We start from the raw sequence: 15,938 nt of genomic DNA, 5'->3' as shown, positions 1-15,938 counted from the left end.
ATTCCGCACCATCGCGAGGAATGACAGCGGAGTATGCGGCGACAGCTATTGCGCGGCTTCCGGCTCCACCTCATCCACCCCGCGCTTCAGCGCGGCGCGGGCGGCTTCGCGATGCTCGTTCGTGATGTGGCTGGCAACCATGCGGATCGCGGTGGCGAGTACGGCGGCGTCATCGGTGAAGCCGAGGATCGGCATCACGTCGGGAACGAAATCAAACGGCAGGATGAAATAGGCGATCGCCCCGAGCAGCGAGGCCTGGACATGGCGTGGCGTCTGGCGGTCGAACGCGCAGTAATAGGCCGCGAGCAGATCCTCCGCGAACGGCAGATGCGCGGCGACACGCTTCAGCTTGCGCCAGAAGCGGCGGCGCACGCTCTCACGATCTTCCGCGAGCCGGTCGGCGGGCTCGAAACCGACGCTGTGTTCGGCAGCCATGTTCGACAAACTCCCCGTTCCAGCCTGGGTGGCAGATCGCCGCATCCCGTGCTGATCACAAGATGGGGACGCGGCCTTCCCCTGCAAGACGTCAGCCTGGTGTCAGCTTGGCGATGGCGTTCATCGCCTTGGCGAGCTCGATGTCGAGCGCGGTGACGCCGCCGGCGTCATGGGTCGACAGCACCACCTCCACCGTTTTGTAGACATTGCGCCATTCGGGGTGGTGGTCCATCTTCTCGGCGACCAGTGCCGCGCGGGTCATGAAGCCGAACGCCTCGTTGAAATCCTTGAAGACAAAGGTTTTCCCGATCGCCTCGCGTCCTTGAGCCTCGGTCCAGCCAGGTAGTTCGCCCAGCGCCTGCCTGCGTGCCTCCGCCGAGAGCCGTTCTGTCATCCTCGCCTCCGTCCTTTCAGGGGAACTTTACCCTAACACCGCACTGACGCCCCGGGTTCATACGGGATTGGACCCCATCCGCTAACCATGACGGAGATGTAACCCTGCCGGACAAGAAATTTGCTACACTTGCAGGCGTAAACCGCCGGCCAAGATGAAACTGAGCCTCAAGCGAATGTTCGGGAGATCGATGACCGGGGGATTGGACCTGGCCGAAGCGCCCACCCCGCCCTCGCCGCGATCATCGGCGCGGAAGACGGCGCTCGTGACTCTCGCGCTGGTGCTCGCGATCGTTGGCGCGCTCGCCGGCGGCTATTACTTTGCCATGCGGCCGGTGACGCTGAAGATCGCGGTCGGCCCCGCCAACAGCGATGACGTCAAGGTCGTGCAGGCACTGACCCAGGCCTTCGCGCAGCATAAGAGTTCTGTGCGGTTGCGCCCGATCCAGACCGACGGCGCCACCGCCAGCGCCAATCTGCTCGCGGAAGGCAAGGCCGATCTTGCCATTGTGCGCGGCGACGTCGACGTACCGAAGAACGCGCAAGCGGTTGCGACCCTGCGCAAGAACGTCGTGGCGCTATGGTCCGTGTCCGGCAAGGGCAAGAAGAAGGGCGCGAAGATCACCAAGATCGCGCAGCTCGCCGGACATCGGGTCGGCGTGGTCGGCCGCACCCAGGCCAACGTCAATTTGCTCAAGGTGATCCTGCAGCAATACGGTGTCGATCCCGCCAAGGTCGAGATCGTGCAATACCCGGCAACCGAAGCCGTCGAAGCGATCAAGGCGCAGAGGGCTGATGCCTATCTCGCGGCCGGTCCCGTCAACAGCAAGATCACGGCGGAGGCGATCGCCGCTTCCACCAAGGATTTCGGCACGCCGACCTTTCTCGCGATCGATTCCGCGGATGCGATCGCCCAGAACCATCCGGTCTATGAAGCGGCCGAGATTCCCGCGGGCACTTACGGCGGCTCGCCCGATCGTCCCGATGACGAGGTCAAGACCATCAGCTTCTCGCACCACATCGTGGCGCGCAAAGCAGTGTCCGAAACCACCATCGCGGCGTTCACGCGCCAGCTTTTCTCCGTACGCCAGCAATTGGTGACGGAATTCCCGCTGGCGGCGAAGATCGAAACGCCCGACACCGACAAGGATGCGGTGATTCCCGTGCATCCCGGCGCCGCCGCTTTCGTCGACGGCGAAGAAAAGACCTTCCTCGACAGATACAGCGATTACATCTGGTGGACCCTGATGGCGCTCTCGGCCATGGGCTCGATCGGCGCCTGGTTTGCGGGCTATCTGAAGAAGGACGAGCGCGACAACAACAGCCATCTGCGCGAGCGGCTGCTCGACATGATCACCGCCGCTCGAAAGAGCGAAACGACCGAAGATCTCGATCAGATGCAGACCGAGGCCGACGAGATCCTGCGCGATACGCTGCGCTGCTACGACCACGGCGCGATCGAGGAAGGTGCGCTCACCGCCTTCAACATCGCGCTCGACCAGTTCCATGCGGCGGTTGCCGACCGCAAGGCGGTGCTGTTCAGCCTGCCGCAGAACCTGCAGCGCGCCGGTGCCCAATTCCGGGCCGCTGGCAACGCGTAAGCGCTCGCGCGTTATCGCCGCGTCACATTGTCTCAATATAGCGTCTGCTTCACCATGGCGACCGCCCTGGGCGATCGCCTCACGCGATATCGAGACCGTCTTCATGAACATCAAATTCTCCCGCCGCCGTTTCCTGACGACCAGCGCCGGCGCGCTCGGCGCGGTCGCAATGCCCCATCTCTCCCGCGCGGCCGACCGGCCGGCGGTGACCCATGGCGTGCAGTCGGGCGACGTCACCGTCGACAGCGGCGTGGTCTGGGCGCGCACCGACCGGCCCGCACAGATGCTGGTCGAGGTGGCGACGACGGAGTCGTTCAGGGATGCCCGCGCGCTGCCGCCGATCGCGGCGCTGCCCGACAGCGACTTCACCGCGAAGATGCTGATCGAAAACCTGCCGGGCGGACAGGACATTTTTTATCGCGTCCGCTTCCGCGATCTTTCGCACACCGCGGTGGAGGGCGAGCCGGTGACCGGCCGCTTCCGCACCGCACCCGCCGACCGTCGCGACGTCAGCTTCGTCTGGGGCGGCGACGTCGCAGGACAAGGCTGGGGCATCAACCCTGATGACGGCGGCATGTTCACCTTCTCGGCGATGCGCAAGCACCGTCCGGATTTCTTCCTGCACTCCGGTGACACCATCTATGCCGACGGCCCTATCCAGTCCGAGGTGAAGCTCGCGGACGGCAAGATCTGGAAGAACGTCACGATTCCCGAGAAGGCCAAGGTCGCCGAGACGCTGGACGAGTACCGCGCCGCGCACAAATACAATTTCACCGACGACAATCTTCGCGCCTTCAATGCCGAAGTGCCGATCTTCGTGCAGTGGGACGACCATGAGGTGACCAACAACTGGTCGCTGTCGAAGGAGCTGCCGGCGACCTACAAGGAGCGCGACATCGCACTGCTTGCGGCCCGCGCAAGCCGTGCCTTCCACGAGATGTATCCGATGCGCGAGAGCATCGTCGAGCCCGGCCGCGTCTATCGCCAGATCTCCTATGGTCCCCATCTCGACGTGTTCGTGCTCGACGAGCGCAGCTATCGCGGCCCGAACGGCCCCAACCTCGAAACCGTTTACGACCCGGCCAGCTATTTCCTCGGCCCGGACCAGATCGCCTGGCTCAAGCGCGGCCTGTTGAATTCTCGCGCGACCTGGAAAGTGATCGCCTCCGACATGCCGCTCAGCCTCGTCGTGTCAGACACGCCGAAGGGGGGATCGGAAGCCATTGCGCAGGGCGACGGCCCGGTGCGCGGCCGCGAGTTCGAGATCGCCGACATCCTGCGTTTCATCAAGATGGCGCCGGTCAGCAACACCGTGTGGCTCACGGCGGACGTGCATTACGCGGCCGCGCATTATTACGATCCGAACAAGGCGCAATTCCAGGATTTCGAGCCGTTCTGGGAGTTCGTGTCGGGCCCGCTTCACGCGGGCACATTCGGTCCGAACGCGCTCGACAATACGTTTGGGCCGGAGGTGCGTTTCGTCAAGGCGCCCGGGAAAGACAACCAGAACCTGCCGCCATCCGCCGGCATGCAGTTCTTCGGTCACGTCAAGATCGACGGCGCTTCCGGCCAGATGACGGTGACCTTGCGCGACCGCGCCGACGTCGCGCTGTGGTCAACCACGCTCGATCCGAAGCCGGCCTGACGCCGTATCGCTAGTTCGCCGCGCGGACCTGGAGCGCCGCCTCCAGCGCGTCGCTCGAACACGGCTTCTGCAATCGCGGCTGGCCGGCGAATTCGGGCGGGATGCGCGCGTCAGCGCCGTAGCCGGTGACGAACACAAAGGGAATTTTCAGCGCCGCGAGCCGTTCGGCGACCGCAAAGCTGTTCTCGCGACTCAAACCGACGTCGAGCAAGGCGAATTCGGGGGCGTGCGCCGCGATTGCGGTCAGCGCCTGCGCCACTGAACCTACCGTGCGGACGCTCTTCACGCCAAATCCGAGCAGGCGATCTTCGAAGTCGATCGCGATGATCGGATCGTCCTCGACAATGAGCACATCGGCGGGACAGTTTGAACCATCGGAAACAGCGGGTGCCATCATCGTAACTTGGAGCATGAGGTTTCTCTGACTGGGATACCGCGTCACGACGCCTGTACCCGGCGCGGAGGTTCCCGGAACGAAACCACCACATCACAGTTGTTAGGTCTGTCTACTTGTGCACACAGGACCTCGTCGGAACTCGCTAAATGTGGAGGCGGATGGGAGTTTAAGATGGACGCGCGGACCAGCAACGCCACCGAGATCGATAGCCGGCCGACCAACAATCTGCTGCGGCGCTTGAGCCCGGCCGACTTCGCCCTGCTTGCGCCGCATGTCATGCTCGAAAGCGCCGCAGCGAATGAGCTGCTCTACAACCCCGGCGACGACGTCCAGGTCGTCCACTTCCCCTGCGGACCGTCGCTTGCAACCTTCCTCGTTCCCAATGAGGACGGCCGCGATGTCGAGACCATCCTGGTCGGCCGCGAAGGCGCGGTGGGCGGCATCGTCAGCGAGGGTTATCTGCCGGCCTATACCCGGATCTGCGTGAAATTCGGCGGGCCGTTTGCGCGAATTCACGTCAGCAAGCTGGAGGCCGCCAAGCAGCGCTCGCCCTCGTTGCGCCATGTCTTCGCTCGTTACGCCGACTGCATGCTGGCTCAGATCTTCCAGTCCACCGCCTGCAACGCCATTCACTCGATCGAGCAGCGCACCGCCAAATGGATGCTGGCCGCTATGGAGCGGACCGGCGACGAGAGCAGCGTGCCTCTGACGCACGAGCAACTCGCGACACTGCTCGGCGTCGGCCGCAGCTATGCCAGCCGCGTGCTCCAGTCGTTCAAGGCGGAGGGCGTGCTCGACACGCGACGCGGATCGATCCTGGTCCGCAACCGCGAGGGCCTGCGCCTGCGCTCCTGCCTGTGCAACGAGGCCGTGAAAATGCACTTCGAGGAGGTGCTGCGCGGCGTCTATCCGACCGAGGAGAGGCAGGCCGGCTAGCCGCCTGACTCGCTCCTCTTCGGGGATAAGAAGCGGCCGCACTATCCCGCCGCGGGGGAACCTGGGCTAATGTCCCCGCATGAGCGGGGCTTTCCTTCACACTCTCTTCGACATCGCGGCGTGGCTGACTGCGGCCGTGGCGCTCTACGGGCTGTCGCGACAGGGCTTGCGGTTTCCGGCGCAATCCTTTGAGCGGTCCTACCTCGCCGCTTTGGTGTTCGGCGCGGGGCTCGGCGCCTATCTGTTCGGCTCCGCCAATCTGTGGCTGTCGGGCCAGAGCGGCATCGCGCGCTCCGTGGAAGGAGCGCTGGTCGGCGGCATCTTGGCGATCGAGCTCTACAAATGGTCCGCAGGGATCACGGTCCGAACCGGCGCCCGTTTTGCGCTGCCGCTGGCGCTCGGCATCGCGATCGGCCGGCTCGGCTGCTTTTTCGCGGGCCTCGACGATTTCACCTACGGCACGCCGACGGCATGGCCCTGGGGCCATGATTTCGCCGACGGCATCCCGCGCCATCCCGTGCAGCTCTACGAAAGCGCCGCGATGGGGGTGTTCGCGCTGCTCTACGTGGTGGCGGTCTTGAACCGGAGCGCGTTTGTGATCACCAATGGTTTCTACCTCGTCCTCGTCTACTATGGAGCACAGCGCTTCCTGTGGGAATTCCTCAAGCCCTACGGCACGCTGATCGGCCCCTTCACGCTGTTTCACCTGCTGTCGCTGTCCATCCTGCTCTACGCCGTCGTCATGCTGGCGAGGGCGCCCAATGCGAGACCCATGCATGAACGCGCCGTTGCGTAAGTCGCGTCCCTATATCTTCTGGGGCCAGACCCAATCTCTCTGCGAGACCTGCCTGAAGCTGGTGCCGGCCAAGATCCAGATCCTCGACAACGAGGTTTGGTACGAGAAGCGCTGCAAGGAGCATGGCGTCCAGTCCACGCTCGTGTCGACGGACGCCGCGTATTGGCGCCTGTGCAAGGATTTCATCAAGCCGGGCGACCGGCCGCTGGCCTTTCAACGGCATACCGAATTCGGCTGCCCCTATGATTGCGGCCTGTGCCCCGACCACGAGCAGCATTCCTGCCTCGCGCTGATCGAGATCACCGAGCATTGCAATCTGACCTGCCCGGTGTGCTTTGCCGATTCCTCGCCGGCGCGGACCAGCTTCACGCCGCTGGCCAAGGTCGAGCGAATGCTGGACGCGCTGGTCGCGAGCGAGGGCGAGCCTGATTTGGTGCAGATCTCCGGCGGCGAGCCGACGCTGCATCCCGACTTCTTCGCGATCCTCGATGCGGTGCGCGCCCGCCCGATCCGCCATGTCATGATCAACACCAACGGCCTGCGTATCGCCCGCGAAAAGGATTTCGTGGCGCGGCTCGCCGAGAACAAGCGCGGGCTCGAGGTCTATCTCCAGTTCGACTCGCTCGAACGCGACGCTTTGATCAATCTGCGCGGCGCGGATTTGCGCAAGATCCGTCAGCAGGCGCTGGAGAATCTCGAGCATTACGGCGTATCGACCACGCTGGTAGCGACCATCAAGCGCGGTGTCAACGATGCCGAGATCGGCGACATCGTCCGCCACGCGCTGACCTGGAAGTGCGTTCGCGGCGTCACGCTGCAGCCGGTGCAGGACGCCGGCCGCAACGAAAATTTCGACAAGAACACCGATCGCATCATGCTGTCGGAGATCCGCAAGCGCGTGGTCGAAACCGGCGTGTTCGGCGACAAGGACATGATCCCGCTGCCCTGCAATCCCGAAAGCATCTCGATCGGTTACGGCCTGCGCAACGGCAAGAAAGTGCTGCCGCTGACCTCGCTGATCCCGCAGGAGCAACTCGTCGCATTGTTGCCCAATACGATAAGCCCGGAGAAGCATCCGGCGCTGAGGGAGAAATTCATCGATCTGTTCTCGCTGTCCTCGGGACCGCTGAACACGAGCGAGCGCGTCTGCGAATTGCTGTGCTGCCTGCCGAGCTTCGAGGTGCCGCAGGGAATCACGTACGAGAACGTATTCCGCGTCACCATCGTGCAGTTTCTCGATCGCTTCAATTTCTGCGTCGGCAACGTCAAGCGCAGCTGCATCCATTTCGTCACCGAGAACGGCGCGATCATCCCGTTCGACACCTACAATCTGTTCTACCGAAACGGAAAGATCGACGGCATCCGCGCCGAACTGGCGGCGCAGTCAACCGCAGGAGTCCTGCAGGCATGAGCATCAGCGACACGCCGCCGCCAGCCCCTCCGGGACCGCCTCCTGCCCCGCCGAACAAGCGCGGCGGCTGCCTGACCGCGATCATGGCGATCTTCGGGATCCTCATGCTGCTACCCGGTGCCTGCGCATTGCTGTTCGGCGGAATGTCGGTGATCGAGGGCGGCCGGATGGGTTCCGACGTGGCACCGCTGGTGTTCGTAGGCCTGGTCGTGGGGCTGGGCGGGGTCGCCCTGATCTGGGCCGCGATCAAGGGCCGGCGCGGCTGAGCCCGGCTTTTCGCCTAACCCCCGGGAATTCCCGGACAAAATTCAATCAACCAACGGCCAAAGAACACATTGTTTTTTGGCGGTTTTTGCCTATATTGCGCCGCAACGCGTAGGGTGCCCGGTCGATATGCCGGGCTTTCCCTTTTGGGCGGAAAGCGCCCCGTTTCCAGTCTTCAAGCGTTGTTTCGAGAAGAGGTCCCGGTCTGACCGGCGAGATCGCGCTTAACCCATTGTCCGACCGCAAAGAAGCCCACTCATGAATCTTCGCAACATCGCCATCATCGCCCACGTCGACCACGGCAAGACGACCCTGGTCGACCGCCTCCTCCAGCAATCCGGCACCTATCGCGAGAACCAGAAGGTGACTGAGCGCGCCATGGACTCCAACGATCTGGAGCGCGAGCGCGGCATCACCATTCTGGCCAAGGCGGCCTCGGTGCAGTGGAAGGACACCCGCATCAACATCGTCGATACCCCAGGCCACGCCGATTTCGGCGGCGAGGTCGAGCGCATCCTCAACATGGTGGACGGCGCGCTGGTGCTGGTCGACGCCGCCGAGGGGCCGCTGCCGCAGACCAAATTCGTGGTCTCCAAGGCGCTCAAGGTCGGTTTGAAGCCGATCGTCGTGATCAACAAGGTTGACCGTCCCGACGCGCGGGCAACCGAAGTCATCAACGAGGTGTTCGACCTGTTCGCGGCGCTCGACGCCAGCGAGGAGCAGCTCGACTTCCCGATCCTCTACGGGTCGGCCAAGCAAGGCTGGATGGCCGAGAGCCCGGACGGGTCGCAGGAAGCCGGCATGCAGCCGCTGTTCGACCTGATCGTGCGCCATGTCGCGCCGCCGACCGTCGAGGAAGGCCCGTTCCGCATGATCGGCACCATTCTGGAAGCCAACCCCTATCTCGGCCGCATCATCACCGGCCGTATTTCCTCAGGCTCGATCAAGCCGAACCAGGCCGTGAAGGTGCTGGGCGCCGACGGCAAGACGATCGAGCAGGGCCGCATCACCAAGATCCTCGCCTTCCGCGGCATCGAGCGCACTCCTCTCGACGAAGCCGAGGCAGGCGACATCGTCGCCATCGCCGGCCTGACCAAGGGCACCGTCGCCGACACCTTCTGCGATCCGTCGGTCGACACCCCGCTGGTGGCGCAGCCGATCGACCCCCCGACCGTGTCGATGTCCTTCATCGTCAACAACTCGCCGCTCGCCGGCACCGAAGGCGACAAGGTCACCAGCCGCATGATCCGCGACCGCCTGCTGCGCGAGTCCGAGGGCAACGTTGCGCTGCGGGTCGTCGAAGCCTCCGACAAGGACGCGATGGAAGTTTCAGGCCGTGGCGAATTGCAGCTCGCGATCCTGATCGAGACCATGCGCCGCGAGGGCTTCGAGCTTTCGGTGTCGCGTCCGCGTGTCGTATTTCAGAAGGACGAGGCCACCGGCGCCACCCTCGAGCCGATCGAGGAAGTCGTCATCGACGTCGACGAGGAGCATTCCGGTGTCGTCGTGCAGAAGATGAGCGAGCGCAAGTCCGAGCTGATCGAGATGAAGCCGTCCGGCGGCAACCGTCTGCGGCTGGTGTTCTACGCGCCGACCCGCGGCCTGATCGGCTACCAGGGCGAGCTGCTCACCGATACCCGCGGCACCGCGATCATGAACCGTCTGTTCCACGGCTACGCGCCGTACAAGGGCGAGATCCAGGGCCGCCGCAACGGCGTGCTGATCTCCAACGACCAGGGCGAAGCGGTGGCTTACGCCATGTTCAAGCTGGAAGATCGCGGCCCGATGATGATCGAGCCGGGCTGGAAGGTCTACAAGGGCATGATCGTCGGCGAGCATACCCGCGACAACGACCTCGAGATCAACGTGCTCAAGGGCAAGCAGCTCACCAACATCCGAACCACGTCGAAGGACGAAGCGGTGCGCCTGACCCCGCCGATCCGCATGACGCTGGAAAAGGCGCTGGCCTATATCGAGGACGACGAGCTGGTGGAGATCACGCCGAAGTCGATCCGCCTGCGCAAGCGGCACCTCGACCCGAACGAGCGCAAGCGCGCGGAAAAATCCAAGGAAGCGGTGGCTTAAGGCCACTCGGACACACGACGAATGCGTCATGGCCGGGCTTGTCCCGGCCATCCACGTCTTCGATACTGGTGTCAATGACGTGGATGCCCGGGACAAGCCCGGGCATGACGATGAAATTGACCGCTATGTCCCTCCCCTCCTCCGTCGACGTCGCGATCATCGGTGCGGGCGCCGCCGGTCTCGGCGCGGCGCATGCGCTGGCAGGCTCCGGCCTCTCCGTGATCGTGCTCGAGGCGCGTAACCGGCTCGGTGGCCGGGCCTGGACGGTGCAGGCCTCGCCCGATGTCACCTTCGACGTCGGCTGCGGTTGGCTGCATTCGGCGGACAACAACTCCTTCGTCGCGATTGCAAAGCAGCTCGATTTCGAGGTCAACAAGGACCTCCCGCCCTGGCGCGAGCGCGCCTATGGCGACGCGTTTCCGAAAGCCGAGCGCGATGATTTCATGCACGCCATGGACGCCTTCTATCAGCGGCTGTGGGAGACCGCCCAGAAGGGCCAGGATGTCCCCGCGAGCTTCAGCCTGGAGCCCGGCAATCGCTGGAATCCCATGATCGACGCGATCTCGACCTACATCAACGGCTGCGAACTGAAGGACATGTCGACGCTGGACTGGGACGCGTATGAGGACAGCGACCTCAACTGGCGCGTCCGCCGCGGCTACGGCGCGCTGATCGCGGCCTATGGCGCGCCATGCCCGGTGGCGCTGAACTGCAACGTCACGCTGATCGATCATTCCGACCAGCGCATCCGCATCGAGACATCGCAGGGCACGCTGACCGCGGACAAGGTGATCGTCACCGTGCCGACCAATCTGATCGCCAATGAGGCGATCCGCTTCTCGCCACCTCTCCCCGCCAAGGTCGACGCCGCGGCCGGCCTGCCGCTCGGTGTCGATGACAAGGTGACGCTGGCGCTCGACGATGCCGAAGCCTTCCCGAAGGAAGGTAATTTGCGCGGCGCCACGATGCGCACTGACATGGGCACCTATCATATCCGCCCGTTCGGCCAGCCCTGCATCGAAGGCTTTTTCGGCGGCAGCTTTGCACGCGAACTGGAAGACGCGGGCGACGGCGCCATTGCCGCCCAAAGCATCGAGGAGATCGCAGGCTTCCTCGGCAACGACATCAGGCGAAAGCTGAAGCCGCTCTACGAGTCGCGCTGGGCCCACGACCCCTTCGCGAGAGGCTCCTACTCGCACGCCCTGCCCGGCCACGCCGGTGACCGCGCCGTGCTGGCGGCACCGACCGATGGGCGGCTGTTCTTTGCGGGCGGCTGCCGAAGAAGTCGTTCGGAAGGCGCGCGCTGGCGACACGCTGTTTTTCTGCAAGCCAAAATCTGGTCCACTGCTTGCGATGAGTTGCACCGCGGGCAGCGCAATTGAGCAGCAACTCTTTTGGCTATTCGGTCTGCGTGCAACCGGAGACCGTTTCGACGACAATAAGCGAGACTTTCGCCGAGAGCGCGGTCAGGAACTTTCTTTCACGGCTCGCTATATTCTTGAGCTCATCGAAATCGAAGCTATCGTTACTGAGGATGAGTGGCTCGACGCGCTCCTAAAGAAATTTGGTGCAGAATTCCCCGCAACGGGCATCTTCTCTGAGTTTGCTAGGAAGCATGCTCCCGAGACGAGTGTTAGAGACGATCCTGATCACGCGCTCATGACATGGATCGAATTTGAGGAAAGGTTGTTCCGTACCCTAGAGCGGCACATTGTCTCGAAAAGGCTGGCCGACGGTTTCATGCTCAGCAAGAAGGCTGACGTTGAAGGCTTCATCAAATTTTCGCTGAGCGTCCAGAATCGCCGCAAGTCGCGCGCCGGATCGGCTCTTGAGCATCATCTCGCTGCAATTTTTTCTGCCCGCAAGCTAAGGTTCGAGAGAGGGGCGCGAACCGAAAATAACAATAGACCGGATTTCCTGTTCCCGGGGGCGAAGGAATACAATTCGTCAGCGTTTTCAGAAAATCGCCTTGTAATGCTCGGCGCAAAATCGACCTGCAAGGATCGGTGGCGTCAAGTGTTAGCTGAAGCGAACCGGATCAAGACGAAGCATCTCTTGACGTTAGAGCCCGGAATTTCAGAAAATCAAACATCCGAAATGCGCACCAAATCGTTGCAACTTGTCTTGCCAAAAAAGCTTCACGAAACGTACAAGTCGACTCAACAAAGAGCCCTTTTGGACCTGCAAGAATTTGTGGCTCTTGTAGAGAAAATCCAACGCTGACCACGTCCTACTCGATCACCCGCGCCCGCAAGTCGGCATCCGGTACGAAGCACGAATCATACTTGCCGAAGATGCGGTATCGGTTGCGCGCGACGAGATTGTAGAGCGGGTCCCGTAGCGGCTTGGGCACAGCGAACAACGCGCGCACCCAGCCCCAGCCGGGGAGCTGCGACAGCACCGTCAGCGCAGCGTCCGACTTCATGAACACCGCGCCGCCGTGAACCACGGCATTGGTGTCGGGATCAGCGGGATCGATGCCGAACGTGCGCGCGAGCCGGGCGCCATAGTCAGATTGAATCGGCGTGAAGCGAAACCGCTTCGCCGGGTCCCTTTTGGCGACGAAGCGGACCCAGCGCGAGCAGAAGATGCAGACGCCGTCGAACAGGATGACGTCATCGTCGGGCCATTTGGGCATTAGCGATTGTCCAATATCAGGTGCGTGACCAGGAATACGGCGTCATGGCTTTTTGGCAGCCGCCGGCTTCAACCCACGCGCAAGCTCGGCACTCGCGGCTTTGACGCCTGCCTCGGTTTCGATCATCCAGTGGCCCTCGCTACCGACGGCCGGCGTCGTTCGGAAGTCGACCTTGCCACCGCCGCCGCGAAACGCATCGACCAACGCAAGCGAAAATGCCGGTGCAAAGTAGCTGTCATTGGCGGCAACGAGCCATGTGATGGGGATGCGCGCGGCCTTGCCGAATTCAGCCGCCGCGGCGAGAAGCGTATGCGGCGCGCAGATCCGGTTCGGCTCGTCATTGGCATGGCCGCCGCGGCCCGGCGCAATGGCGATGATGGCGGAGATCGCCTTCGGATCGGCATTCGCGAGCGCCAGCGCGCCCCAACCGCCGGCGGAATGGCCGATCACGATCGCGGCGTCCTTGCGGATAAAATCCTGCTTTCGCACATAGTCCAGCGCGAGCGCGATTTCGTCGGCCGTTGCGCGGCCCGAGCGCACGTAGTCCGCCTCGTCGCAGCCACCCTGGTCCTCGACATAGCGGCCACCGGTCGCACCATGGCCGAGCCGTTCGGGCACCAGCACGGCGAAGCCGCGCGCGATGAGGAATGCCGTGAGTGCGCGGTATTCCGGCTGAGACATTTGCGCGCGCCGCAAGCCATTTTGCGTCGAAGCATGCGCGATCACCGCAAGCCGGAACGGGCCGGCACCCGGCGGGCGAAACAGCCGGGCATGAGCGGCGATGTCGGTATCCGGCGACGGCACGCGCCATTGCTGACGGCGAAACGGATCGCCCTCCGCTCCGGACGAACCAAAAACCTGAGCGCACACCGGCGGCGCAGCCAGCAAGGCCAGCAGAGCCAAAGGCACGAGGATGTTGGGGATCCGCATGAATTGCCGGAGGCGAGAACAGCGACAGTTAGACTAGTAGGAACGAATCAATATCGGCAGACTTTCTGCGTTGCCATTGCCGTTCATTCGTTGCCGCAAAGCAGTTTTGCACCGGCGCAGAGCACCCCGGTGCCATTCGAATCGGCGTCTTGTCTTTTTTCGGTACAACATGGTTCAAATACTGATGCAGAAAGTCCACACGTTAACCGATAATTAACGATAGGTCTTGCCGCCGGCGCGGCGACTTGGTTTGATCACGTCCATGAGCACAACCCTGATCGAGGTCCGGCCGGCCAAAGCCGCAGATGCAACTGCGGTGGCGTCCACCCATGACGAAGCCTGGCGCTCCGCCTATCAGGGCATCATTCCCGGCGCCGAACTGGAGAAGTTGATCAACCGCCGCGGTCCGCAATGGTGGGACAGCGCGATCCGCAAGGGCAGCCGCGTCAGCGTGCTGGTGTTCGGCGACAAGATCGCAGGCTACGCCAATTACGGCCGCAACCGCGCCCGCAGCCTGCATTTCGACGGTGAGGTCTACGAGCTCTATCTGCGTCCCGAATTCCAGGGCCTGGGCTTTGGTCGCCGCCTGTTCACCGCGGCCCGCCGCGACCTGATGCAGAGCGGCCTGAAGAGCATGGTGGTGTGGGCGCTCTCGGACAACGATCCGGCCACCGAGTTCTACCGCGCCTTGGGCGGCCGCATGGTGGCGCGGTCCTCGGAGCGTTTCGGGCCGAAGTCGCTCGACAAGGTTGCCTTCGCTTGGACCAATTGAGCTGCTGAAGTCCCGCCGGCAGCGTTTTCCTTCCGTCGATACCGCTGCCTTGAGCCGGTGATCGCCGGATTCATTATTTCACAAAAACGCGATGGATCAGCGGGCCAAGCCCGCGTATGACAGCGCCAAAATCGCTGCCGGGTGCGATTTAACCTCGGCAACAACGGAGCCTTGAATGCGTATCGATGCGGTCTCGATCGGGAAAAACGTCCCTCACGACGTCAACGTCATCATCGAAGTCCCCGTGGGCGGCGAACCGATCAAGTACGAGATGGACAAGGAAGCCGGCACGCTGGTGGTTGACCGCTTCCTCTACACGCCGATGCGTTACCCCGGGAACTACGGCTTCATTCCGCACACGCTGTCCGACGACGGCGATCCCTGCGACGTCCTCATCATCAACACCCGCGCCATCATTCCCGGCGCGGTCATGAGCGTGCGCCCGGTCGGCGTGCTGTTCATGGAAGACGAAGCCGGCGGCGACGAGAAGATTCTTGCGGTGCCGTCGTCGAAGCTGACGCAGCGCTATGACAAGGTGAAGTCGTATTCCGACCTGCCGGACATCACGCTCCAGCAGATCCAGCACTTCTTCGAGCACTACAAGGATCTCGAACCCGGCAAGTGGGTGAAGATCCTGCGCTGGGGCGGCCCCGAAGATGCGCACAAGCTGATCCTCGAAGGCATCGATCGCGAGAAAAAGAAGAAGGCCTGAGCTCTGCTCCCTCGCCCCGCTTGCGGGGCGAGGTGAACTACACCGCCGGCTTCGGCAGCCCTGCAATCGCGCAGGCCGCGCGCAACGTGTTCACGAGCAGGCAGGCGACTGTCATCTGACCGACGCCGCCCGGTACCGGCGTGATGGCGCCAGCCACGGCGAGCGCTTCCTGATAGGCAACATCGCCGACGAGACGCGTCTTGCCGTCGTCCCTCGGAATCCGGTTGATGCCGACGTCGATCACGGTCGCCCCCGGCTTCAGCCAGTCGCCGCGCACCATCTCGCACTTTCCGACGGCGGCATAGACGAGGTCTGCGCGCCTCACGAGCCCGGGCAGGTCACGCGAGCGCGAATGCGCGATGGTCACCGTGGCGTTCTCGTTCAGCAACAGCTGCACCAGCGGTCGGCCGACGAGGTTGGAGCGGCCGATGACGATGGCGTTCATGCCTTCAAGCGAAGCATGCACGCTCTTGGTCAAAATGATGCAGCCGAGCGGCGTGCAGGGCGACAGCGCCTCGAAACCGCCGGCGAGGCGGCCGGCATTGTTCGGATGCAGCCCGTCGACATCCTTGGCGGGGTCGATGGCATTGACGACCGCCTCGGTATTGAGGCCCTTGGGCAGCGGTAGTTGCACCAGAATACCGTGCACGGCGGGATCGCGGTTGAGTTTTGCGACCAGCGCCAGGAGATCTGCTTGCGAGACGTCGGCCGGCAGCTTGTGCTCGAACGAGGCCATGCCGGCGGCCTGGGTCTGGGTGTGTTTCGACCGGACATAGACCTCGCTCGCCGGGTCGCTTCCGACCAGGACCACCGCAAGGCCCGGAACCAGATTGTGCTCGCGCTTGACGCGTGCGACCTCGTCGGCGACGCGGGCGCGAAGTTCTGCGGCGATGACTTTTCCGTCGATGATCTTGGCGGTCATG

At 63.3% G+C, this 15,938-nt stretch carries 17 protein-coding genes; 11 read left to right on the top strand and 6 right to left on the bottom strand.

The features are described 5' to 3' along the window. Positions 1-45: 45 nt before the first annotated feature. Complete coding sequence (locus IVB36_RS27695) at positions 46-435, bottom strand: YkvA family protein (RefSeq protein ID WP_018459760.1); 390 nt, start codon at positions 433-435, stop codon at positions 46-48. A gap of 91 nt (positions 436-526) precedes the next feature. Beyond that, positions 527-829, bottom strand: a complete 303-nt coding sequence (locus IVB36_RS27690; RefSeq protein ID WP_018459759.1) for a 4a-hydroxytetrahydrobiopterin dehydratase — start codon at positions 827-829, stop codon at positions 527-529. A gap of 154 nt (positions 830-983) precedes the next feature. Between IVB36_RS27690 and IVB36_RS27685 the strand changes: the two genes are divergently transcribed. Together IVB36_RS27685 and IVB36_RS27680 are read left to right on the top strand one after the other, a co-directional pair. Continuing rightward, positions 984-2,429, top strand: a complete 1,446-nt coding sequence (locus IVB36_RS27685) for a TAXI family TRAP transporter solute-binding subunit (protein ID WP_018459758.1) — start codon at positions 984-986, stop codon at positions 2,427-2,429. 103 nt (positions 2,430-2,532) lie between these two features. Continuing rightward, complete coding sequence (locus IVB36_RS27680; protein ID WP_018459757.1) at positions 2,533-4,074, top strand: alkaline phosphatase D family protein; 1,542 nt, start codon at positions 2,533-2,535, stop codon at positions 4,072-4,074. Between the two features lie 10 nt (positions 4,075-4,084). On the opposite strand, the gene IVB36_RS27675 is transcribed toward IVB36_RS27680, so the two are convergent. Beyond that, complete coding sequence (locus IVB36_RS27675; protein ID WP_026233873.1) at positions 4,085-4,486, bottom strand: response regulator; 402 nt, start codon at positions 4,484-4,486, stop codon at positions 4,085-4,087. Between the two features lie 156 nt (positions 4,487-4,642). Between IVB36_RS27675 and IVB36_RS27670 the strand changes: the two genes are divergently transcribed. The 7 genes from IVB36_RS27670 (at position 4,643) to IVB36_RS27640 (ending at position 12,186) form a co-directional block, all read left to right on the top strand. Next, positions 4,643-5,407 (top strand): Crp/Fnr family transcriptional regulator, encoded by a 765-nt coding sequence (locus IVB36_RS27670; protein WP_018459755.1) that lies wholly within the window; start codon positions 4,643-4,645, stop codon positions 5,405-5,407. 79 nt (positions 5,408-5,486) lie between these two features. Continuing rightward, entirely contained in the window at positions 5,487-6,203 is a 717-nt protein-coding gene (locus IVB36_RS27665) for a prolipoprotein diacylglyceryl transferase family protein (protein WP_247295794.1), read from the top strand. Further along, a complete protein-coding gene (locus tag IVB36_RS27660; RefSeq protein ID WP_018459753.1) occupies positions 6,184-7,614 on the top strand; it encodes a radical SAM protein in 1,431 nt (476 codons plus the stop codon). Before IVB36_RS27665 ends, IVB36_RS27660 begins: the two co-directional genes overlap by 20 nt. Continuing rightward, positions 7,611-7,880, top strand: coding sequence for a hypothetical protein (locus IVB36_RS27655; RefSeq protein ID WP_018459752.1), 270 nt, complete (start codon positions 7,611-7,613; stop codon positions 7,878-7,880). Before IVB36_RS27660 ends, IVB36_RS27655 begins: the two co-directional genes overlap by 4 nt. Before the next feature lie 256 nt (positions 7,881-8,136). Then, positions 8,137-9,963, top strand: coding sequence for a translational GTPase TypA (typA, locus tag IVB36_RS27650; protein ID WP_018459751.1), 1,827 nt, complete (start codon positions 8,137-8,139; stop codon positions 9,961-9,963). A 125-nt stretch (positions 9,964-10,088) separates the two neighbouring features. After that, positions 10,089-11,345 (top strand): NAD(P)/FAD-dependent oxidoreductase, encoded by a 1,257-nt coding sequence (locus IVB36_RS27645; protein ID WP_247393756.1) that lies wholly within the window; start codon positions 10,089-10,091, stop codon positions 11,343-11,345. After that, entirely contained in the window at positions 11,317-12,186 is an 870-nt protein-coding gene (locus IVB36_RS27640; RefSeq protein WP_247370613.1) for a type II restriction endonuclease, read from the top strand. The genes IVB36_RS27645 and IVB36_RS27640 overlap by 29 nt, the downstream gene beginning before the upstream one ends. 7 nt (positions 12,187-12,193) lie before the next feature. On the opposite strand, the gene IVB36_RS27635 is transcribed toward IVB36_RS27640, so the two are convergent. Next, the gene (locus IVB36_RS27635; RefSeq protein WP_018459748.1) at positions 12,194-12,601 is read right to left on the bottom strand and encodes a thiol-disulfide oxidoreductase DCC family protein; all 408 of its coding nucleotides are present in this window, start codon (positions 12,599-12,601) and stop codon (positions 12,194-12,196) included. A gap of 42 nt (positions 12,602-12,643) precedes the next feature. After that, a complete protein-coding gene (locus tag IVB36_RS27630) occupies positions 12,644-13,531 on the bottom strand; it encodes an alpha/beta fold hydrolase (RefSeq protein WP_018459747.1) in 888 nt (295 codons plus the stop codon). 262 nt (positions 13,532-13,793) lie between these two features. Between IVB36_RS27630 and IVB36_RS27625 the strand changes: the two genes are divergently transcribed. Both IVB36_RS27625 and ppa read left to right on the top strand, forming a co-directional pair. After that, positions 13,794-14,303, top strand: coding sequence for a GNAT family N-acetyltransferase (locus tag IVB36_RS27625; protein WP_007598725.1), 510 nt, complete (start codon positions 13,794-13,796; stop codon positions 14,301-14,303). Between the two features lie 175 nt (positions 14,304-14,478). After that, the gene (gene ppa, locus IVB36_RS27620; protein WP_007604168.1) at positions 14,479-15,015 is read left to right on the top strand and encodes an inorganic diphosphatase; all 537 of its coding nucleotides are present in this window, start codon (positions 14,479-14,481) and stop codon (positions 15,013-15,015) included. Between the two features lie 37 nt (positions 15,016-15,052). On the opposite strand, the gene folD is transcribed toward ppa, so the two are convergent. Continuing rightward, complete coding sequence (folD, locus tag IVB36_RS27615) at positions 15,053-15,937, bottom strand: bifunctional methylenetetrahydrofolate dehydrogenase/methenyltetrahydrofolate cyclohydrolase FolD (RefSeq protein ID WP_018459745.1); 885 nt, start codon at positions 15,935-15,937, stop codon at positions 15,053-15,055. Position 15,938: the final 1 nt, after the last annotated feature.

The organism is Bradyrhizobium sp. 35, from assembly GCF_023073215.1.
GTDB lineage: Bacteria > Pseudomonadota > Alphaproteobacteria > Rhizobiales > Xanthobacteraceae > Bradyrhizobium > Bradyrhizobium canariense_D.
This window is presented reverse-complemented; position numbering and strand designations above follow the sequence as displayed.